At 73.0% G+C, this 20154-nt stretch carries 16 protein-coding genes and 1 pseudogene; 7 read left to right on the plus strand and 10 right to left on the minus strand.

Annotation, left to right across the window (positions count from 1 at the left end; translation table 11 throughout):
- Positions 1–7 precede the first annotated feature (7 nt).
- Positions 8–388 (plus strand): DUF742 domain-containing protein, encoded by a 381-nt coding sequence (locus tag ACZ5D2_RS13840; protein ID WP_468929107.1) that lies wholly within the window; start codon positions 8–10, stop codon positions 386–388.
- Positions 388–1032 (plus strand): GTP-binding protein, encoded by a 645-nt coding sequence (locus tag ACZ5D2_RS13845; RefSeq protein WP_371679955.1) that lies wholly within the window; start codon positions 388–390, stop codon positions 1030–1032. Before ACZ5D2_RS13840 ends, ACZ5D2_RS13845 begins: the two co-directional genes overlap by 1 nt.
- A gap of 2 nt (positions 1033–1034) precedes the next feature.
- On the opposite strand, the pseudogene ACZ5D2_RS13850 reads toward ACZ5D2_RS13845, so the two are convergent.
- Positions 1035–1462, minus strand: a pseudogene (locus tag ACZ5D2_RS13850) (PPOX class F420-dependent oxidoreductase).
- A gap of 106 nt (positions 1463–1568) precedes the next feature.
- On the opposite strand from ACZ5D2_RS13850, the gene ACZ5D2_RS13855 reads away from it, so the two are divergent.
- Positions 1569–1967: a roadblock/LC7 domain-containing protein gene (locus tag ACZ5D2_RS13855; protein ID WP_042809302.1), complete on the plus strand. Its 399-nt coding sequence runs from the start codon at positions 1569–1571 to the stop codon at positions 1965–1967.
- Between the two features lie 105 nt (positions 1968–2072).
- Positions 2073–3059, plus strand: a complete 987-nt coding sequence (locus ACZ5D2_RS13860; protein WP_468929112.1) for a DUF6397 family protein — start codon at positions 2073–2075, stop codon at positions 3057–3059.
- Here ACZ5D2_RS13860 and ACZ5D2_RS13865 read toward each other — a convergent pair.
- The 3 genes from ACZ5D2_RS13865 to ACZ5D2_RS13875 form a co-directional block, all read right to left on the minus strand.
- On the minus strand, positions 3023–3424 hold the full coding sequence (locus ACZ5D2_RS13865; protein ID WP_371679959.1) for a YchJ family protein: 402 nt from the start codon (positions 3422–3424) through the stop codon (positions 3023–3025). The genes ACZ5D2_RS13860 and ACZ5D2_RS13865 overlap by 37 nt on opposite strands.
- A gap of 94 nt (positions 3425–3518) precedes the next feature.
- Complete coding sequence (locus ACZ5D2_RS13870) at positions 3519–4421, minus strand: acyl-CoA thioesterase (protein ID WP_266837259.1); 903 nt, start codon at positions 4419–4421, stop codon at positions 3519–3521.
- Positions 4422–4500: 79 nt separating this feature from the next.
- Entirely contained in the window at positions 4501–7023 is a 2523-nt protein-coding gene (locus tag ACZ5D2_RS13875; protein ID WP_371679960.1) for a DEAD/DEAH box helicase, read from the minus strand.
- A gap of 145 nt (positions 7024–7168) precedes the next feature.
- Between ACZ5D2_RS13875 and ACZ5D2_RS13880 the strand changes: the two genes are divergently transcribed.
- On the plus strand, positions 7169–7960 hold the full coding sequence (locus ACZ5D2_RS13880) for a metal-dependent hydrolase (RefSeq protein WP_371679961.1): 792 nt from the start codon (positions 7169–7171) through the stop codon (positions 7958–7960).
- Positions 7961–8045: 85 nt separating this feature from the next.
- On the opposite strand, the gene ACZ5D2_RS13885 is transcribed toward ACZ5D2_RS13880, so the two are convergent.
- The 4 genes from ACZ5D2_RS13885 to ACZ5D2_RS13900 all read right to left on the minus strand — a co-directional run bounded on the left by ACZ5D2_RS13885 (position 8046) and on the right by ACZ5D2_RS13900 (position 15316).
- Positions 8046–9827 carry an ABC transporter ATP-binding protein gene (locus ACZ5D2_RS13885; RefSeq protein ID WP_371679962.1) on the minus strand — a complete coding sequence of 594 codons (1782 nt, stop codon included), beginning with the start codon at positions 9825–9827 and terminating at the stop codon, positions 8046–8048.
- Entirely contained in the window at positions 9824–11659 is a 1836-nt protein-coding gene (locus tag ACZ5D2_RS13890; protein ID WP_371679964.1) for an ABC transporter transmembrane domain-containing protein, read from the minus strand. Before ACZ5D2_RS13890 ends, ACZ5D2_RS13885 begins: the two co-directional genes overlap by 4 nt.
- A gap of 163 nt (positions 11660–11822) precedes the next feature.
- On the minus strand, positions 11823–14759 hold the full coding sequence (locus tag ACZ5D2_RS13895; RefSeq protein ID WP_468929118.1) for an FAD-binding and (Fe-S)-binding domain-containing protein: 2937 nt from the start codon (positions 14757–14759) through the stop codon (positions 11823–11825).
- A gap of 56 nt (positions 14760–14815) precedes the next feature.
- Positions 14816–15316 (minus strand): MarR family winged helix-turn-helix transcriptional regulator, encoded by a 501-nt coding sequence (locus ACZ5D2_RS13900; protein ID WP_468929121.1) that lies wholly within the window; start codon positions 15314–15316, stop codon positions 14816–14818.
- An 86-nt stretch (positions 15317–15402) separates the two neighbouring features.
- Between ACZ5D2_RS13900 and ACZ5D2_RS13905 the strand changes: the two genes are divergently transcribed.
- Together ACZ5D2_RS13905 and mltG are read left to right on the plus strand one after the other, a co-directional pair.
- Complete coding sequence (locus ACZ5D2_RS13905; RefSeq protein ID WP_468929124.1) at positions 15403–17385, plus strand: ABC transporter ATP-binding protein; 1983 nt, start codon at positions 15403–15405, stop codon at positions 17383–17385.
- Positions 17386–17448: 63 nt separating this feature from the next.
- Positions 17449–18300 carry an endolytic transglycosylase MltG gene (gene mltG, locus ACZ5D2_RS13910; RefSeq protein ID WP_371679968.1) on the plus strand — a complete coding sequence of 284 codons (852 nt, stop codon included), beginning with the start codon at positions 17449–17451 and terminating at the stop codon, positions 18298–18300.
- Positions 18301–18367: 67 nt separating this feature from the next.
- On the opposite strand, the gene ACZ5D2_RS13915 is transcribed toward mltG, so the two are convergent.
- Positions 18368–19471 carry an FAD-dependent oxidoreductase gene (locus tag ACZ5D2_RS13915; RefSeq protein ID WP_371679969.1) on the minus strand — a complete coding sequence of 368 codons (1104 nt, stop codon included), beginning with the start codon at positions 19469–19471 and terminating at the stop codon, positions 18368–18370.
- A gap of 196 nt (positions 19472–19667) precedes the next feature.
- Positions 19668–20144 (minus strand): hypothetical protein, encoded by a 477-nt coding sequence (locus ACZ5D2_RS13920; RefSeq protein ID WP_371679970.1) that lies wholly within the window; start codon positions 20142–20144, stop codon positions 19668–19670.
- Positions 20145–20154: the final 10 nt, after the last annotated feature.

Here is a 20154-nt window from a genome sequence, read left to right on the forward strand (position 1 = left end):
CCGGCGCATGGACGACCAGTGGTACGACGCCGAGGCGGGCCCGCTCGTGCGCCCGTACGCCATGACCGGCGGCCGCACGAAGCCGGGGCCCCACGGCATGCGTTTCGACCTCATCGCGCTGGTCGTGGTGGACCCGGCGGCCGGGGGAACGGGGGAGGAGGCACTGCTCGGCCCGGAACACCGGGCGTTGCTGGGGCTCTGCCGCGACGAGACCCAGTCGGTGGCCGAACTCGCCGCCGACGCGGACCTGCCGGTGGGGGTGGTGCGGGTGCTGCTCGGTGACCTGTTGGAGGCGGGGCACGTCAAGGTCAGCCGTCCGGTGCCGCCCGCCCGGCTGCCGGAGATGCGGATTCTGCGGGAAGTCATCGAGGGATTGCGAGCGCTGTGATGGGACTGCACGACAACGGACCGGCGGGGCGGGGAGGTTCCGCGACGGACGAGGAACTGGCCGCGCTCGCTCTGAAGATCCTCGTGGCGGGGGGCTTCGGCGTCGGCAAGACCACGCTCGTGGGCGCGGTCAGCGAGATCAGGCCGCTGCGGACCGAAGAGCTGCTGAGCGAGGCCGGCGAGCGGGTCGACGACACCGGCGGGGTCGACCAGAAGACCACGACCACCGTGGCCATGGACTTCGGGCGGATCACGATCCGGTCCGGCCTGTCCCTGTACCTGTTCGGGACGCCGGGGCAGGACCGGTTCTGGTTCCTGTGGGACGAGCTCGCGCTGGGCGCCCTGGGTGCGGTGGTCCTCGCCGACACCCGGCGGCTGGAGGACTGCTTCCCGGCCGTGGACTACTTCGAGCACCGGCGGATCCCGTTCGTGGTGGCCGTCAACTGCTTCACCGACGCGCGGCGTTACGGGGCCAACGACGTGGCGCGGGCCCTCGACCTGGAGCAGGGGACACCGGTGGTGCTGTGCGACGCCCGCGACAAGGACTCGGGAAAGGAAGTGCTGATCAGGCTCGTCGAGTACGCCGGGCGGGTGCACACCGCCCGGCTGCTCGATTCGGTCGGGCCGCAGGCCGATCCCGTGTGACGTCAGTCGGCGATGCCGGCGGTCGCGATCACCTTGTCGATGGGTACGCGGACGAGGAGTTCGCCGGGGACGGCGTTGCGGCGGCCGAAGGCCTCGCCGCGGTCCTCGCCCATGTAGCGGGAGCCGATCCGCGTCGCCCAGGGGAGCATCTCCTCCAGGTCCTCGCTGATCTCGGCGCGCCCCTGGAGCACGACGTAGGAGAAGGGCGGCCGGTCGTCGTCCACGCAGAGGCGACCCGGCCGTCCCGGGCCAGATTCCGCCCCTTGACGGTGTTCTTGCCGGTGTTGAAGACGAAGGCGTCACCGTCGAGAACGAACCAGATGGGAGCGATGTGCGGGCTTCCGTCCTCGCGGACCGTGGACAGCTTTCCGGTGCGGGTGGAGTGCGAGACGAACGCACGCCACTCCTCTTGAGTCATCTTCTGTGCCATGGGTCCATCCTCCTTGCCGGAAAGGGGCTGGTGGGGAAGGCTTGCGGCACGACCAAGCGGGGTGGGGCGCGGCCACGTCGGCCGCGTCAACGGGGAGGGGCTGGAAATGGCACTGGACAAGCAGCTCGACTGGTTGCTGGACGATCTGACGCGCAGGGTCCCGCAGGTCCGCCACGCGGTGGTGCTGTCCAACGACGGACTGGTGACGGCCGCCAGCGCCGGGCTGGCGCGCGAGGACGCCGAGCACCTCGCGGCGGTCGCGGCGGGGCTGCAGAGCCTGGCGAAGGGGTCGGGGCGGCACTTCAGGGCGGGGGAGGTGCGCCAGACCATGGTCGAGTACGACGAGGGCTTCCTGTTCGTCGTCGCGGCGGGTTCGGGCAGTTCCCTGTGCGCGCTGAGCGCGGCCGAGGCGGACATCGTCCAGGTGGCTTATGAGATGACGCTGCTGGTCAACCGGGTCGGGGAGCACCTGGGGGTCGCGGAGCGGCGGATCACCGGGGGCTGACCGGCGGGCGGCTGGCGCGGAGTTATCCACAGGCCTCGCGCGGGTTCGTCGCACCGAGTTACGGTCTTCACACAGAGTGATCGGCACTCGTGGGGGAGGACCGTGATGAAGGTGCGAGCGCTGGAGCGTGCGTCGGCCGGCGGGGACGGGCGGGAGCGTTCATGGCCCGGGGGCGGGGATCCGCGCGGGCCGCGCGCGGAGGTGCTGCCCGGTCCGGGCGGAGGCGGGGACGTCGGCGGAGGCGGAGGAGGCGGCGGGGACGCGGACCCGGGCGCGGGTGGGCCCCCGCCCGCCGCGCGGCCGCCGGAGCTGCTGAGCGCGCTCCGGGCCGCCGGGGAACTTGGGCTTCGCCGAAGCGAGTTCGCACGTGCCGTCCAGCTGGGGCTGGTGCGTCCAGGCCCGCGGGCGCCCGGCGGAGCCGCTCGGTTCGCCCGCGCCGAACTGGACCGGGTCAGGGCCTGTGAGGGGTACCCGCGGACACTGCGGGAGCGGATCGAGACCGTGGCCGGCGCCGACGCCGGCGCACGGGCGCTGGGGACCGGCCCGAGCCGCTTCACCCGGCTCGCGCGCTGCGGGCACCTCACCCCCGTCGGCTACCGGATCAACCGCTACCGGGCCGTCGTCTGGCTCTATCTGGCTGCCGAGCTGAGGGAGTTCGCCACCCGGGAGCCGTGGTTGCTGAGCGGGGCCGCGCCCCCGGGGGACCGGGAGATGCTGGACGCCAAAGCGGATCTGCGCCCGCGCCGGTGGCGCGGACGGCATGTGGGGCTGCTGCTGAGACGAACCGCCGATCCGTGGGAGCGGGCCGCGGTACTGGCCTCCGTACTCCCCGAACAACAGGTGCGTCAGGCCGTCCCCGATCCGGCGGAACGGATCGTCCTCGCCGCGCTCGCGCCGCCCCCGCCCTACGGCCACCCGCAGGTCCCGGCCGCGGCCGCCGTGGCCGGGCGGCTGCTGCTGGCGGAGCCGCCGGACGAGGTGCACTGGTACCGCACCAGCCTCGATTTCGCCCTGACCGGGGCACGGGGCCGGCGGAACTCGACCGGGGAGAGGGGTCAGTCGAACTCGACGGGGGAGAGGGGGCCGACGTAGACCCAGGCGCCCGCCTCGCGGGAGAAGGCACTGTGCTCGCGCAGCGAACCCGTGTGCCCGCCCTCCCGGTAGTGCGCCCGGAACTCCACCGACCCCTCCGTCTCGAACATCCCGCCGCGCTCGGTGGCCAGGATCTCCAGCCGCTCCCAGTGCTGCTCGGGATCCAGATCGAGTCGGCCCGGCCGGGTCGAGGAGTGCCAGGAGCGCATCAGGTAGGCGGTGTCGCCGACCGCGAACGCGCTGAACCGCGACCGCATCAGCAGCTCCGCGGTGGGTGCCTGCCGGGCGCCCGAGTGGAAGCGGCCGCAGCATTCCGGGTAGGCGGCGGGCAGCCCGCAGGGGCAGGGGAGGACCGGGGTGGGCATGTGCGCTCAGCTCTTCGGAGGGGAGGTGACGGGCGTACGGACGGGACCGCTGACGGAACCGCCGGCGGAGGGGTCGGCGGAGAGGCCGCCGGGACTACTGCGGGGACACGGCCGGCTTGGCCGCCTCGGCCGGGTACGGGCGGAAGAGACCCTCCTGGACGACGGAGACCAGCAGCCTGCCCTCCACGTCGTAGATGCGGCCGCGGGCCAGACCGCGGCCACCGTGCGCGATGGGTGACTCCTGGTCGTACAGGAACCACTCGTCCGCGCGGAAGGGCCGGTGGAACCACATGGCGTGGTCCAGCGAGGCCATGTCGAAACCGCGCATGCCCCACAGCGGTTCCACGGGGATGCGCACGGCGTCGAGGAGGGTCATGTCACTGGCGTAGGTGAGGGCGCAGGTGTGCACGAGCGGGTCGTCGCCCAGCGGGCCGACCGCTCGCATCCACACCGCGCTGCGCGGATCGGCGTCCTTGAGCTCCTCCGGAGTCCAGCGGAGCCGGTCCACGTACCGGATGTCGAAGGGCTGACGGCGGGCCATCCGCTCCAGCGCCTCGGGCAGCGCGCCCAGGTGCTCGCGGATCTCGTCCACGACCTTCGGGAGCGCGTCCGGGTGCGGGAAGTCGAGGCGGGGAGGCAGCTGGTGCTCGATGCTGCCCTCCTCCGGGTGATGGAAGGAGGCGGTCAGATTGAAGATGGTCTTGCCCTGCTGGACCGCGGTGACCCGGCGCGTGGTGAAGGAGCGCCCGTCGCGCACCCGTTCCACCTGGTACACGATGGGCACCCCGGGGATGCCCGGGCGCAGGAAGTACGCGTGCAGGGAGTGGACCGGCCGGTCGCTCTCGGTGGTGCGGCCGGCCGCCACCAGAGCCTGCCCGGCGACCTGTCCGCCGAACACGCGCTGGAGGGATTCCTGGGGGCTCGCGCCCCGGAAGATGTTGACCTCGATCTGCTCCAGGTCGAGCAGATCGACCAGTCTCTCGGCGGGGTTCGTCATCAGCAGCTCTCCACTGTCGGGTGCGGCGGGTCCGGCCGGCGCGGTGCGCGGGCACCGGCCGGCGGCGTGCGGGATTCGGTCAGAGCAGCCCGAGCTCGCCGACCGAGGTGACCCGGATGACGGCCCGGCCCTCCTCGTCGGACGCGGCGAGGTCGACCTCGGCGCTGATGCCCCAGCCATGGTCGCCGTTCGGGTCGGCGAACGTCTGGCGGACGCGCCACAGGCCGTGGGCGGGGTCCTCCTCGATCTGGAGGAGCTTGGGGCCGCGGGCGTCGGGGCCGGTGCCGAGGTCGTCGTACTCGTCCCAGTACCCGTCCATGGCCTCGCCCCAGGCGTCGGCGTCCCAGCCGGACCCGGCGTCCAGCTCGCCCAGCACGTTGACGTGGTCCAGCGCCGCCAGCTCGACCCGCCGGAACATCGCGTTGCGGACCAGGACACGGAAGGCGCGGGCGTTCGCCGTGACCGGCTTGACCTGGTCGGCCTTCTCCTGGGCCTGCTCCGCCGTCTCCACCTCCGGGTTCGCCAGCTGCTCCCACTCGTCGAGCAGGCTGGAGTCCACCTGGCGGACCAGCTCGCCCAGCCAGGCGATGAGGTCCTGGAGGTCCTCGGACTTCAGGTCGTCGGGGATGGTGTGGTCCAGCGCCTTGTACGCGCTCGCCAGGTAGCGCAGCACGATGCCCTCGGTGCGGGCCAGCTCGTAGAAGGAGGTGAACTCGGTGAAGGTCATCGCGCGCTCGTACATGTCGCGGATGATCGACTTCGGGGAGACCGGGTGGTCGCGGACCCACGGGTGGCTCTTGCTGTACACGTCGTAGGCGTGCAGCAGCAGTTCTTCCAGGGGCTTGGGATAGGTGACGTCCTGGAGGCGCTCCATGCGCTCCTCGTACTCGATCCCGTCGGCCTTCATCGCGCCGACCGCGATGCCGCGTTCCTTGTTCTGCTGGGCGGCCAGGATCTGGCGCGGGTCGTCCAGGGTGGACTCGACGACCGAGACCATGTCCAGCGCGTAGGACGGGGACTCCGGGTCCAGCAGGTCGAAGGAGGCCAGCGCGAAGGTGGACAGCGGCTGGTTGAGCGCGAAGTCCTGCTGGAGGTCGACGGTCAGGCGGATGGTGCGGCCCTCGGCGTCGGGGGCGTCGAGCTTCTCCACCACGCCGCCGTCCAGCAGCGAACGGTAGATCGCGAAGGCCCGCCGGATGTGCCGCAACTGGGCCTTGCGCGGCTCGTGGTTGTCCTCCAGGAGGTGGCGCATCGCCTGGAAGGCATCGCCCGGCCGGGCGATGACCGACAGCAGCATGATGTTGGTGACCTTGAAGCGCGAGGTCAGCGGCTCCGGGTCGGCGGCGATCAGCTTCTCGAAGGTGGTGTCCGACCAGGCCACGAAGCCCTCGGGGGCCTTCTTGCGGACCACCTTGCGGCGCTTCTTCGGGTCGTCGCCCGCCTTCGCGAGGGCCTTCTCGTTCTCGATGACGTGCTCGGGCGCCTGCGCGACCACGAAGCCGGCCGTGTCGAAGCCGGCCCGGCCCGCGCGTCCGGCGATCTGGTGGAACTCGCGGGCGCGCAGCGTGCGGACGCGGTTGCCGTCGTACTTGGTGAGCGCGGTGAACAGCACCGTGCGGATCGGGACGTTGACGCCGACGCCGAGGGTGTCGGTCCCGCAGATGACCTTCAGCAGACCGGCCTGGGCCAGCTTCTCCACCAGCCGCCGGTACTTGGGCAGCATGCCCGCGTGGTGCACGCCGATGCCGTGGCGGACGTAACGGGAGAGGTTCTGGCCGAACTTCGTGGTGAATCGGAAGTTGCCGATCAGCTCCGCGATCTTGTCCTTCTCCTCGCGGGTGCACATGTTGATGCTCATCAGCGACTGCGCCCGCTCGACCGCCTGGGCCTGCGTGAAGTGCACGATGTAGACCGGGGCCTGCCGGGTCTCCAGCAGTTCCGTGATGGTGTCCGTGATCGGCGTGGTCACGTACTCGTACGACAGCGGGACGGGCCGGCTCGCCGAGCGGACCACCGACGTCGGACGGCCGGTGCGCCGGGTCAGGTCCTCCTCGAAGCGCTTGACGTCGCCGAGGGTCGCCGACATCAGGACGAACTGCGCCTGGGGCAGTTCCAGCAGCGGGATCTGCCAGGCCCAGCCGCGGTCCGGCTCCGCGTAGAAGTGGAACTCGTCCATCACGACCTGGCCGATGTCGGCGTACTTGCCGTCGCGCAGGGCGATGGAGGCCAGCACTTCGGCCGTGCAGCAGATCACCGGGGCGTCGGCGTTCACGGAGGCGTCGCCGGTCAGCATGCCGACGTTCTCGGTGCCGAAGAGCTTGCACAGGTCGAAGAACTTCTCCGACACCAGCGCCTTGATCGGGGCGGTGTAGAAGGTCACCTTGTCCTGGGCCAGCGCGGTGAAGTGGGCGCCCGCCGCCACGAGGCTCTTGCCCGAGCCGGTCGGGGTCGACAGGATCACGTTCGCACCGGAGACGACCTCGATCAGGGCCTCCTCCTGCGCCGGGTACAGGGTGATGCCCTGGTCCTCCGCCCACGAGGAGAAAGCCTCGAAGAGGGCGTCGGGGTCGGCGTTCGGCGGGAGCTGATCAATGAGGGTCACACCCCCCATCTTGCCTGGCTTCCGCCCCGAAGAGGGAACCGGCCACCGGGACGAAGATCGTCACGGGTACGCTGTGCCGTCGAGGCGGCCCGACCGAAACGCTCGACGGGGCCCGACCACACACGACCGGGGCGGGACACAGACCATGATGGGGCCGGCGCACTCACTCTCCGGGGCAGCGGCCTGGCTGGGGGTGGGTGCGGCGACTGCCGCGGCCGGCCACCCGATGCCGTGGCCCGTACTGGTCGTCGGCGCGCTCATATGCGCCGGTGCGGCCCTGGCCCCCGACCTCGACCACAAGTCGGCGACGATCTCGCGCGCCTTCGGCCCCCTCTCCCGGGGCCTGTGCGAGGTGGTCGACAAGATCTCCTACGCCGTCTACAAGGCCACCCGCGCCCCGCGCGACCCCCGCCGCAGCGGGGGGCACCGCACCCTGACCCACACCTGGCTCTGGGCGGTCCTGATAGGCGCCGGGTCCTCCGCGCTCGCGGTCACCGCCGACCGCTGGGGCGTGCTCGTGCTGCTCTTCATCCATCTGGTGCTGGCCGTCGAGGGTCTCCTCTGGCGGGCGGCCCGGATGTCCAGCGACGTCCTGGTCTGGCTGCTCGGCGCCACGAGCGCCTGGATCCTGGCCGGCGTGCTCGACCAGCCGGGCAACGGCGCGGGCTGGCTCTTCACCGGCCCCGGCCAGGAGTACCTGTGGCTCGGCCTGCCGATCCTGCTCGGAGCACTCGTCCACGACATCGGCGACGCGCTCACCGTCTCCGGCTGCCCGATCCTGTGGCCCCTGCCCATCGCGGGGAAGCGCTGGTACCCGATCGGTCCCCCGAAGGCGATGCGCTTCCGCGCCGGCAGCTGGGTGGAGCTCAAGGTCCTGATGCCGGTCTTCATGCTCCTCGGCGGCTTCGGCGGCGCCGCGGCCCTCGGCTTCATCTAGACCCGCACTCCCAGACCCGTACTCCGCGAGAAGGCGCCCCGGGTCCGGGTGCCCGGCTCTCGCGAGCCGGGCACCGCGGGGCGGGTCAGCCGTGCCAGGAGCGCCAGAGGGCCGCGTACGCCCCGTCCGCCGCCACGAGCTCGTCGTGCGAGCCCAGCTCACTGATCCGGCCGCCCTCGACCACCGCGATCACGTCCGCGTCGTGCGCCGTGTGGAGCCGGTGGGCGATCGCGATGACCGTACGGCCGTCCAGCACCCGCGCGAGCGAACGCTCCAGGTGCCGGGCGGCCCGAGGGTCCAGCAGCGAGGTCGCCTCGTCCAGCACCAGCGTGTGCGGGTCCGCCAGTACCAGCCGGGCCAGCGCGACCTGCTGGGCCTGCGCCGGAGTCAGCGCGCTCCCCCCGGACCCCACCTCGGTGTCCAGTCCCGCCTCCAGGGCCCGCGCCCAGCCGTCCGCGTCCACCGCGCCCAACGCCGCCCACAGTTCGGTGTCGGCCGCACCCGACCGGGCCAGACGCAGATTGTCCCGCAGCGACCCGACGAAGACGTGGTGCTCCTGGTTGACGAGCGCCACGTGCTCGCGCACCCGCTCCGCCGGCATCCGCGACAGCCTCGCGCCACCGAGCGTGACCTCGCCGGTCCGGGGCGCGTAGATGCCCGCCAGCAGCCTGCCCAGGGTGGACTTGCCCGCGCCCGAGGGACCGACCAGAGCCATCCGGGTGCCCGGCGGCACCGACATCGACACCTGGTGCAGGACGTCCACGCCCTCCTTGTAACCGAACCGGACCTCCTGCGCCCGCACCTCCCGGCCCCCGGGGGCGACGGTGCCGTCCCCGGAGTCCGGCTCGATCTCGCGCACGCCCACCAGCCGGGCCAGCGAGACCTGGGCGACCTGGAGCTCGTCGTACCAGCGCAGGATCAGGCTGATCGGGTCGCCCATCATCTGCGCCAGCAGCGCCCCCGTGGTCAGCTGCCCGACCGTCATCCAGCCCTTCAGCACGCAGTACCCGCCGATCATCAGCACGGAGCCGAGGATCGTCACGTAGGTGATGTTGACGACGGGGAAGAGGACCGTCCGCAGGTACAGCGTGTACCGCTCCCAGGCCGTCCACTCCTTGATCCGCCGCTCCGACAGCGAGATCCGGCGCCGCCCCAGCCGGTGCGCCTCCACGGTCCGTCCCGCGTCCACCGTCTCGGTGAGCGCCGCCGCGACCGCCGCGTACCCGGCGGCCTCCGAGCGGTACGCCGAGGGCGCCCGCCGGAAGTACCAGCGGCAGCCGAGGACCAGGACCGGCAGCGCCACCAGCGCGGCCAGCGCCAGCGGCGGAGCGGTGACCACCAGGGCCCCGTAGAGCAGCCCGGCCCAGACAACGCCGATGGTCAGCTGCGGCACGGCCTCGCGCATCGCGTTGGCCAGCCGGTCGACGTCGGTGGTGATCCGCGAGAGCAGGTCGCCGGTGCCGGCGCGTTCCAGGACGCCCGGGGGCAGACCGACCGACCGCACCAGGAAGTCCTCGCGCAGATCGGCCAGCATCTCCTCGCCGAGCATCGCCCCGCGCAACCGCACCATCCGTACGAAGAACGTCTGGACGGCCAGCGCCAGCGCGAACAGCAGCGCCACGCGCCCCAGATGGAGCTCATGCGCCCCCGACGAGAGCTCGTCCACGACCCGCCCCAGCAGGGAGGGGCCGGCCATGGACGCGACCACCGCGACCGTGTTGACCCCCACCAGCACGACGAAGGCCCGCCGGTGACGGCGCAGCAGGCCGCGCACGTAGCCCCGTACGGTCGCCGACGTGCCCACGGGCAGGGTCGCGGCCGTCTCGGGGGCCGCCGGATCGTACTCCGGGGGCGCCACGCCGATCATGCGGATTCCTCGATCCCTGTGAGTTCCTCTGCCGGCCCCGCCAGGCCGATCCCGGCGCGCCGCTGTTCCTCGTCCGTCTCGCGGGTGACGACCGCCCGGTAGCGCGGTTCGCCGTGCAGCAGCTCGCGGTGCGTGCCCGCGGGCAGGGCCCGGCCCTCGTGGACCAGGACGACCCGGTCGGCACGGTCCAGCAGCAGCGGCGAGGACGCCAGCACCACCGTCGTGCGCCCGGAGCGCAGGGCCGCGATCCCGTCGGCGATCCGCGCCTCGGTGTGCGAGTCCACCGCCGAGGTCGGCTCGTCCAGCACCAGTACCTCCGGGTCGGTCACCAGCGACCTGGCCAGCGCCAGCCGCTGGCGCTGCCCGCCGGACAGCGAGCGGCCGCGTTCGGTGATGCGGGCGTCCATCGGGTCCCGCACCGCGTCGGGGGCCGACTGCAGCAGCGCGTCCAGGACGTCGTCGCACTGCGCGGCCCCCAGCGCCGCCGCCGGCGTCACGGACCCCGAGGCCGGTACGTCGAACAGCTCGCGCAGCGTCCCGGACAGCAGCACCGGGTCCTTGTCCTGTACGAGGACCAGCTCGCGGGCCGTGTCCAGCGCGAGCTCGTCCAGCGCGACCCCGCCGAGCAGCGCGGAGCGCGCCCCGGCGACGGAGTCCGTCGGATGGCCCCCCAGCCGCTCCGCCAGCCGGCCCGCCAGGTCCGGGTCCCCGCACACCACCGCCGTGAAGGCACCGGCCGGGGCCAGCACGCCCGTCTCGGCGTCGTACAGGTCCCCGCCCGGCGCCGGAGCCCGTACGGCCCCCGCCGTGCCGGAGCCGGCCGGGCCCTCGTCCCCGGTGCGCGTCAGCGACAGCACCCGCGCCGCCCGTGCGGCGGAGGGCCGGGAGAAGGAGTAGGCCATCGCGATCTCCTGGAAGTGCCGCAGCGGGTACAGCATCGTGGCCACCGCGCTGAAGGCCGCCACGAGTTCGCCCACCGCGAGCCGTCCGTGCGTCACGAGCCCGGCCCCGTACCAGACCACCGTGATCATCAGGGCGCCCGGGAGCAGCACCTGCACGGCCGCGATCAGCGCCCACATCCGGGCACTGCGCACGGCGGCCCTGCGGACCTCCTGCGAGGCCTCCCGGTAGCGTCCGAGGAACAGTTCCTCACCGCCGATGCCCCGCAGGACGCGCAGGCCGGCGACGGTGTCGGAGGCCAGCTCGGTGGCCTTGCCCGCCTTCTCGCGCTGGACGTCCGCGCGGCGGGTGGCGCGCGGCAGCAACGGCAGGACGGACAGGGCGAGCACCGGGACGCCCACGGCGACGACCACGCCGATCGCGGGCGCGTAGAAGAGCAGGCCGACGCAGATCGCGGCGACGGTCAGGGCGGCGGCGAGGAACCGGGAGACGGCCTCGACGAACCATCCGATCTTTTCGACGTCACCCGTTGAAACGGACACCACTTCGCCCGCCGCGACCCGGCGGGTCAGGGCGGAGCCCAGTTCGGCGGTCTTGCGGGCCAGCAACTGCTGGACCCGTGCGGCCGCCGTGATCCAGTTGGTGACGGCGGTGCGGTGCAGCATCGCGTCGCCGAGCGAGATGGCGATGCCGAGCAGCAGGAGCAGCACGCCGACGCGGAGCAGTCCGCCGCCGTCACGGCGCACGACCGCGTCCACGCCGAGTCCCACGGCGTACGGCAGCCCGGCGACGCCGCCGAAGTGGAGGAGCCCCCAGGCCAGGCTGCGGGCCTGGCCGCCGAGTTGCCCCCGGCCCAGCCACAGCAGGAACCTCGGGCCGGTACGGGCGTCCGGTACTCCGGGATCCGGATACGGAAGATCGCTGATCTGCATGACGCCCCATGACTGGTCGAGTAGGCCGAACCCCGCAAGGTTCGTCTTCCCGGACCGGCCCCGGCAATCGATTTTCCGGTGGGCGGGGGGTGCGCCCCGCGCGTGTTGCGGGGGAACCGGACGACCGGCGTCCGGCGCGGCCCGGCGCCCGCGCCGGGCGCGTTCAGGGGCGCGTGGCACGCTCCAGCGCGAGCAGCGCCGAGGAGTAGCTCCGTCCCGTGGCCCGGTCCATGCCCACCTCGCACATGCGGTTCGCCGACAGGTGCGCGTCGAACTGCCGGGCCCTCACCTCCGCGGCCTCGCGGGCCGTCGCCGATTCCGTCAGCTCCGGGTGCAGCATCCCCCGGTCGCCCGCGAAGGCGCAGCAGCCCGCGTCGTCCGGGACGACCACCTCGTCGGCGCAGGCCTCGGCCACCGCGCGCAGTTCGGCCTCGTCACCCAGACGGCGCATCGAACAGGTGGGGTGGAGGACGGCGGACCCGACCGTGCGCAGCACCTCCAGCCGTGGCAGCAGTTCGTGGGCCGCCCAGACGACGGAGTCGACGACCCGCAGTTCCGCGTGCAGGGCCCGGTTGTCCTCCGTCAGGTACGGGACCACCTCGTGCGCGATGCCGAGCGTGCAGGAGGACGCGTCGACCACCAGGGGCAGCCGGCCCCCGGCCGTCCAGCCCCAGGCGGCCTCCACGATCCGGTTGGCCATCACCCGGTTGCCGTCCTCGTACCCCTTGGAGTTCCAGATCGTCGCGCAGCAGGTGCCGGTGACGTCGCGGGGGATCCACACCGGCCTCCCGGCCCGCTCCGACACGGCCACCACCGCTTCCGGCAGGGAGGGCCCGGGATCGCCGGCGGGTCCGCCGAAGATGCGGTTGACGCAGGCCGGGTAGTAGACCGCGGCCGCGCCCACGCGCCGGGTCGCGGGCATTCCGCGGGCGGCGGCACCGGGGATCTGCGGCAGCCAGAGCGGCACCAGGTCGGGCCGTACGGCCTTGCGCGCTGCCTCCGTCGCCACCGTCAGGGGGCGGTCGCCGACCGTGGAGGTGATCTTGTCGGCGGCGGCCACGGCCAGCCGCGCGGCCGCCTCGACGGTCCGGAACCGCCGGGCGGCCAGGGCGGCGGCCCGTTCCTCGCGCGGGCCGTGCCGCAGGCGGCGGAAGTCCTTCATCAGGGCGCCGGTGTCGATGCCGACGGGGCAGGCGAGGGCACAGGCCGAGTCGCCCGCGCAGGTGTCGACGGCGTCGTGGCCGTAGGAGTCGAGCAGGCCGTCGAGGACGGGGGAGCCGGGCGGCTGGCGCATCATCTCGCGGCGCAACACGATCCGCTGGCGCGGTGTGGTCGTCAGGTGCTCGCTGGGACAGACCGGTTCGCAGAAGCCGCACTCGATGCAGGGGTCCGCCACGGCCTCGACCCGCGGGATCGTCTTCAGCCCGCGCAGATGGGCCCGGGGGTCACGGTCGAGGAGGATGCGCGGGGCGAGGACGAGGTCCGGGTCGACGAGCCGCTTGGTGCGCCACATCAGGTCGGTGGCCCGCGGGCCCCATTCGAGTTCGAGGAAGGGGGCCATGTTGCGGCCCGTGGAGTGCTCGGCCTTCAGCGAGCCGTCGAACCGTTCGACCGTGAGCCGGCAGAAGGCCTCCATGAAGGCGGCGTACCGGTCGACGTCGGCGGGCACGGAGGCGTCGAAGGCGAGCAGGAAGTGCAGGTTGCCGTGGGCGGCGTGGCCCGCGACGGCCGCGTCGAACCCGTGCTCAGCCTGGAGCGCGAGGAGCGACTCGCAGGCCTCGGCGAGCCGGGACGGGGGGACCGCGAAGTCCTCGGTGATCAGGGTGGTGCCGGGGGCGCGGGCCCCGCCGACGGCGGTGACGAAGGCCTTGCGGGCCTTCCAGTAGCCGGAGACGACCGCGGGATCGCCGGTGAAGGTGTTGGTGACGGAGGCGACGGGGGCCACCAGCTCCAGTCCGGCCAGCACCCCGGCCGCACGCCGCTCGTGCTCCGCGCGGCCCGCCGCGTCCGGGGCCCGGAACTCCACCAGCAGCGCTGCCGTGTCCTTGGGCAGCTCCGCCCAGTCGGCCGGCACGCCCGCGACGCTGACGGAGGCGCGCAGGGTGTTGCCGTCCATCAGCTCCACGGCGAGGGCCCCGGCCGCGTTGAACAGCGGTACGGCCGCGGCCGCGGCGGGCAGGGAGGGGAAGAAGAGCAGGCCGGTGGTGAGCTCGCGGTCCAGGGGGACGGTGTCGAAGACGACCTCGGAGATGAAGCCGAGGGTGCCTTCGGAGCCGACCATCAGGCCGCGCAGGACCTCCACGGGGGTGGTGCCGTCGAGGTAGGCGTCGAGCCGGTAGCCGGTGGTGTTCTTGATCTCGTACTTGGCGCGGATCCGGGCGACGAGGTCCGGGTCGGCCTCGATCTCCCGCTTGATCTCCATCAGCCCCTGGCACAGGGCCGGCTCGGCGCGGGCCAGTTCCTCGTCCGCGAGCGGGTCGGCGGTGTCGACGACGGTTCCGGTCGGCAGCACGAGGGTGAGGGAGGAAAGGGTGCGGTACGCGTTCCTCGTGGTCCCCGCCGTCATGCCGGAGGCGTTGTTCGCGACCACTCCGCCGAGGGTGCAGGCGATGGCGCTGGCCGGGTCGGGCCCGAGGACACGGCCGTGCCGGGCCAGGGCGGCGTTGGCCCGCAGGACGGTGGTGCCGGGCCCGATGCGGGCGCGCCGGCCGTCGTCCAGGACCTCGATCCCGGCCCAGTGGCGGCGGACGTCGACCAGGATGTCCTCGCCCTGGGCCTGGCCGTTGAGCGAGGTTCCGGCGGCGCGGAAGACCACCTCGCGCTGTCTGCCGTGGGCGTAGGACAGGACGGCGGAGATGTCGTCGATGTCCTCGGCGATCACCACGACCTGCGGCACGAACCGGTACGGGGAGGCGTCCGTGGCGTAGCGGACCAGGTCGGAGACCTTCCAGAGCACCTTCTCGGCGCCGAGCAGCCCGGTCAGCTCGGTGCGCAGCACCGAGGGGGTGCCCGGGGCCATGCGGTCGGGGACCCGGTCGGGGGCCGGGGCGCCGGGGCTGTGCGGGCGCAGCGCGCCCGGCTTCGGTTCCAGCAGCGGCATGTGGGGCCCCTCCGTGTCCTGGTCCGTCCGTCAGCCGGGCGCCGGCGGCTCCCGGCTCAGCAGCCGCCCTGGGCCGGGGCGTCGGCCAGCGCGTTCAGCAGGCCGCCGAGCACCTCGCGCTGTGGCGCGGTCAACGGAGCCAGGATCTCCTCTGCGGCGTCGGTCCGCGCGCTGCGCAGACGGCGCAGCGTGGCGCGACCGGTTTCGGTGAGCTCGATCCGGATGACGCGGCGGTTGGCCGGGTCGGGGGCGCGGCGCACGCAGTCGGCCGCCTCCAGGCCGTCCACGAGGGTGGTCACGGCCCGGGGCACGACCTCCAGGCGCGTGGCCAGATCGGCCATACGGGGCGGCCGGTCACCTCCGTAGTGGGCGACGAGCCGCAGCAGCCGGCCCTGGGCCGGGGTGATCCCGAGCGGCTCCATGTGGCGCTTCTGGATGCGGTGGAGCCGCCGCGTGAGGCGCAGCAGCTGCTCGGCGAGTACGCCGTCGGTGGAGTCGGGGGCGGGGGCGGGGTCGGCGGCGGAGTCGCGGATGTCGGTCTCGGAACCGGTGCTCATACTGGGAAACAGTACCAGGACCGGATTCATTGTGAGCATAGGTAACAATGAGCTATGCTCATCGGAGTCTCGTCAGAAGGAGGCCCATGCGCCCCGAAGAACCGAAGTGGACCCCATCGAACGAATCCCTCGACCCCACCCGTCCGGCTCCGGCGGACCGGCCTCGCGAGCTGCGGCGGATCCTCGCCCTGTTCCGGCCCTATCGCGGGCGCCTGGCCGTGGTCGGCGCCCTGGTCGGCGCCTCCTCGCTGGTCGGCGTCGCCTCGCCGTTCCTGCTCAAGGCGATCCTGGACGTCGCGATCCCCGAGGGGCGTACGGGCCTGTTGAGCCTGCTCGCGCTGGGCATGATCCTCACGGCCGTCGTCACCAGCGTGTTCGGTGTGCTCCAGACCCTGATCTCCACCACCGTCGGCCAGCGCGTCATGCACGACCTGCGCACCGCCGTCTACGCCCAGCTCCAGCGGATGCCACTGGCCTTCTTCACCCGCACCCGCACCGGCGAGGTGCAGTCACGGATAGCCAACGACATCGGCGGCATGCAGGCGACGGTCACCTCGACGGCGACCTCGCTCGTGTCGAACCTGACCGCCGTCATCGCCACGGTCGTCGCCATGCTCGCGCTCGACTGGCGGCTCACGCTGGTCTCCCTGCTCCTGCTGCCGCTCTTCGTGTGGATCAGCCGCCGCGTGGGCCGCGAGCGCAAGAAGATCACCACGCAGCGTCAGAAGCAGATGGCGGCCATGGCGGCCACCGTCACCGAATCCCTCTCCGTGAGCGGCATCCTCCTCGGCCGCACCATGGGCCGGTCCGATTCCCTGACCAAGGCCTTCTCCGAGGAGTCCGAGAAGCTCGTCGGGCTGGAGGTGCGCTCCAGCATGGCCGGGCGCTGGCGGATGTCGACCATCGGCATCGTCATGGCCGCCATGCCCGCGCTCATCTACTGGGCTGCGGGCATAGCCCTGCAGACCGGTGCCCCCTCGCTCTCCGTCGGCACCCTCGTCGCCTTCGTCACGCTCCAGCAGGGCCTGTTCCGGCCCGCCGTGAGCCTCCTTTCGACGGGTGTGCAGATCCAGACCTCGCTCGCCCTGTTCGCCCGGATCTTCGAGTACCTCGACCTGCCGGTGGACATCACCGAGCGCGAGGCTCCCGTGAAGCTGGACCGGGCGAAGGGTGAGATCCGCCTGGAGGACGTGCACTTCTCCTACGAGGCCAAGGACGGCCCGACCCTCACCGGCATCGACATCACCGTCCCGGCCGGCGGCTCCCTCGCCGTCGTGGGCCCGACCGGTTCGGGCAAGAGCACCCTGAGCTACCTGGTGCCCCGGCTCTACGACGTGACCGGTGGCCGGGTCGCCCTCGACGGGGTGGACGTGCGCGACCTCGACTTCGACTCGCTGGCCCGCTCCATAGGCGTGGTCTCCCAGGAGACCTACCTCTTCCACGCCTCCGTGGGGGACAACCTGCGCTTCGCCAAACCGGACGCCACCGATGAGGAGATCGCCGAGGCGGCGCGGGCGGCCCAGATCCACGACCACATCGAATCCCTGCCCGACGGGTACGACACCCTGGTCGGCGAGCGCGGCTACCGCTTCTCCGGAGGTGAGAAGCAGCGCCTGGCCATCGCCCGTACGATCCTGCGCGATCCGCCAGTGCTCATCCTCGACGAGGCGACCAGCGCCCTCGACACCCGCACCGAGCACGCCGTGCAGCGGGCCATCGACAACCTGTCCCGGGGTCGCACCACCATCACCATCGCGCACCGGCTCTCCACCGTCCGGGACGCCGACCAGATCGTGGTCCTGGACGCGGGCAGGATCGCCGAGCGCGGCACGCACGAGGAACTGCTGGGGGCCGGAGGCCGCTACGCCGCCCTGGTCCGCCGGGATCGCGACGCAGCACAGGCGACGCCCGGAGTGCGCGAGCCTGTCGCGGGCACGACCGAGGGCACGACCGAGGGCGCAACCGAAAGCACGACCGAAAGCGCGACCGAAAGTACGGCCGTGGACCCGGCCGAAGGCGCGGGCCGGGGAATGCCGGGGGAGCCCATGCCGACTCCGGTGAACGTGTGATCGTATGACTTGCGTGGGTGGGTAATGCCGCAAAGGCGGCGGTATGCGGTTTAGCGTGCCCGTATGCATGATGAGTCCCGGCCGCCACCACGCCGTTCCCGGCTCACCCGCCGGGGCCGCCTGGCGCTCTTCCTCGGCATGCTGCTCGGGCTCGGGGCGGCCGTCCTGATCCCGCTGCTGCCCCGTGAGGAACCGCCGGAGAAACCGCGCCAGTTGCTGATCCCCGAAGGCTGGCGGGCCCCGCAGGTCTACGCCGCCATCGACCGCGAGCTCCGGCTCCCCCTCGGTGCCACGAAGAAGGCCGTCGCCACGGCCGCACTGGCCCTGCCGGCGGAGGCCAAGGGCAACCCGGAGGGCTACCTCTTCCCGGCCACCTACCCGGTGACCTCGAAGTCCACCCCGACCGCGCTGCTCGCGTACATGGTGGAGACGGCGAACCGGAACCTCGCCACGAAAGCCGTCGCCGACGGCGGCAAGGCGCACGGGATGACCCCGTACCAGACGGCCACCCTCGCCAGCATCATCGAGGCGGAGGCCCAGACCCCGGCGGACATGGGCAAGGTCGCGCGCGTCGTGCACAACCGGCTGGCGAAGTCGATGCCGCTGCAGATGGACTCCACCCTCAACTATGCGCTCAACCGCAGCACCCTCGACACCAAGCTGAGCGACACCCGGATCGACCACCCGTTCAACACCTACGAACGCCAGGGTCTGCCCCCCACCCCGATCGACAGCCCCGGGCTGCGCGCCATGGCGGCGGCGGTCGCGCCGACCCCCGGCGACTGGCTGTTCTTCGTCACGGTGAAACCGGGCGACACCCGCTTCTCGGCCACCTATGAGGAGCACAAGAAGCACGTGGCGGAGTTCAACCGTCTCCGGGCGGCGGCGGGGGCGCCCGCGCCCCGGGGTTCCTGAGCCCCGGGGCCGGGTCAGGGGCCGGAGCCCCGGCCCCGGCGGACGTTCCGTGCATCCGCGCGGGTTCTCAGTCGGCGCCGCCGACCCGTGCGGCGGCCGGCTCCCGGTCCAGCAGGCGACGGATCTCGCGGACGGCGGTGGCGCCCGCGCGGTTGGCGCCGATCGTCGAGGCCGACGGGCCGTAGCCGACCAGGTGGACGCGCTCGTCCCGTACGGCCCTGGTGCCCTCGACCCGGATGCCGCCGCCCGGCTCGCGCAGCCGCAGCGGGGCCAGGTGGTCGACGGCGGCCCGGAAGCCGGTGGCCCAGAGGATCACGTCGGCCTCCACCCGGCCGCCGTCCGCCCAGGCGGCCCCGGAGGCGGTGAGGTGGTCGAAGACGGGCCGTCGCTCCAGGACCCCGGAGGCGAGCCCCGCCCGGACGGCCTCGTTGAGGGGCAGGCCGGTCACGCTGACCACGCTCTGCGGGGGCAGACCGCGCCGGACCCGTTCCTCCACGAGTGCCACCGCCGCCCGGCCCTCGGCCTCCCCGAAGGTCCCCTCGCGGAATACGGGGGGCCTGCGCGTGACCCACGTGGTCTCCGCCGCCACCTCGGCGATCTCCAGCAGGTGCTGCACCGCCGAGGTGCCGCCGCCGACCACGATGACGCGGGCCCCGGCGAACTCCCGCGGGCCGGGGTAGTTCGCCGTGTGCAGCTGCCGGCCCCGGAACAGTTCCTGGCCCGGGTAACGCGGCCAGAACGGCCGGTCCCAGGTGCCGGTGGCGTTGACCAGCGCCCGCGCCGACCAGGTGCCCGCCGTCGATTCGACGAGCAGCCGGCCGGCCGGGCCGTCGCCGGCGTCGCGCACCGCCGTCACGTCCACGGGCCGGCGGACGCGCAGGCCGAAGCGCTCCTCGTACGCCGCGAAGTACGCGCCGATCACCTCGGACGAGGGCCGCAGCGGATCGGCGTCGACCAGTTCCATGCCGGGCAGGGCGTGCATGCCGTGGACCTTGCCGTAGGTGAGCGAGGGCCAGCGGAACTGCCAGGCGCCGCCCGGCCGCGGGGCGTGGTCCAGGACCACGTGTTCGATCCCCGCCCTGGCCAGGTGGTAGGCGCCGGACAGGCCCGCCTGTCCGGCCCCGACGACCACCACGTCCACCTCTGCCGCGTCCCGCACCATTTCGTTCACAGTTCTACTAACTCGGGGCGGCCCCCCGCTCTTCCCCGCCCGCCGGCAGGCCGCCACACGGACGCCCCGTCTCCGCCGCCGGAACGGGGCGTGCCGCGCGAAGCCCCCGTGCGGCGGCGGGGGAACGTCGCCGCACGGGGGCTTCGCGCCACGTCGCGCGCGGTGCGCCGGCGTGCCGTTTCGGGTGCGCCGGAGGTCAGGCGGAATCCGCTATCCAGGCGGCCAGTTGCTCCGGTGTCGTGGACGGGTCCGCCACCAGGGTGGCGAGTTCGTCCTCCCGGAAGGTGGCCGTGGTGACGGCCGGGCAGCGGTGGCAGGCGGCCACCCCCGACTGCTGCCACCACTGGCACCGCGTACGCAGGTGGCACCGCGGGACCGCACGGGTGTCCGCCGTGGCCGAGGGCAGGGTCAGGACCCGCTCCACCAGGGAGCAGTCGTCGCCCCGCCGGTTGGCGCAGGCGGAGACGCAGTGCGAGGCGAAGCGCAGGACCCGGGTCGGCTCGATCCCCTCGGGGAGGGTGCCGAGCACCTCGGACGCCGGGACCGGATCGGCGAGGTAGACCACCTGGCCGTCAGCCGCCGAACGCACGCCGAGGACCACGGACTCGGGGGCCCGTGCCTCGCCGCTGGGGCACCAGGTCGCCGGTGCCGTCGCCGTCTGGTCGCTTCCCACGGTGCTCACC

This window comes from Streptomyces sp. NPDC031479 (genome assembly GCF_055581065.1).

Bases quoted from the DNA above. Each gene is read 5' to 3' on its own strand.
- ACZ5D2_RS13840 (WP_468929107.1), top strand. From the start codon at position 8: ATGGACGACCAGTGGTACGACGCCGAGGCGGGCCCGCTCGTGCGCCCG.
- ACZ5D2_RS13845 (WP_371679955.1), top strand. From the start codon at position 388: ATGGGACTGCACGACAACGGACCGGCGGGGCGGGGAGGTTCCGCGACG.
- ACZ5D2_RS13855 (WP_042809302.1), top strand. From the start codon at position 1,569: ATGGCACTGGACAAGCAGCTCGACTGGTTGCTGGACGATCTGACGCGC.
- ACZ5D2_RS13860 (WP_468929112.1), top strand. From the start codon at position 2,073: ATGAAGGTGCGAGCGCTGGAGCGTGCGTCGGCCGGCGGGGACGGGCGG.
- ACZ5D2_RS13865 (WP_371679959.1), bottom strand. From the start codon at position 3,424: ATGCCCACCCCGGTCCTCCCCTGCCCCTGCGGGCTGCCCGCCGCCTAC.
- ACZ5D2_RS13870 (WP_266837259.1), bottom strand. From the start codon at position 4,421: ATGACGAACCCCGCCGAGAGACTGGTCGATCTGCTCGACCTGGAGCAG.
- ACZ5D2_RS13880 (WP_371679961.1), top strand. From the start codon at position 7,169: ATGATGGGGCCGGCGCACTCACTCTCCGGGGCAGCGGCCTGGCTGGGG.
- ACZ5D2_RS13885 (WP_371679962.1), bottom strand. From the start codon at position 9,827: ATGATCGGCGTGGCGCCCCCGGAGTACGATCCGGCGGCCCCCGAGACG.
- ACZ5D2_RS13890 (WP_371679964.1), bottom strand. From the start codon at position 11,659: ATGCAGATCAGCGATCTTCCGTATCCGGATCCCGGAGTACCGGACGCC.
- ACZ5D2_RS13895 (WP_468929118.1), bottom strand. From the start codon at position 14,759: ATGCCGCTGCTGGAACCGAAGCCGGGCGCGCTGCGCCCGCACAGCCCC.
- ACZ5D2_RS13900 (WP_468929121.1), bottom strand. From the start codon at position 15,316: ATGAGCACCGGTTCCGAGACCGACATCCGCGACTCCGCCGCCGACCCC.
- ACZ5D2_RS13905 (WP_468929124.1), top strand. From the start codon at position 15,403: ATGCGCCCCGAAGAACCGAAGTGGACCCCATCGAACGAATCCCTCGAC.
- mltG (WP_371679968.1), top strand. From the start codon at position 17,449: ATGCATGATGAGTCCCGGCCGCCACCACGCCGTTCCCGGCTCACCCGC.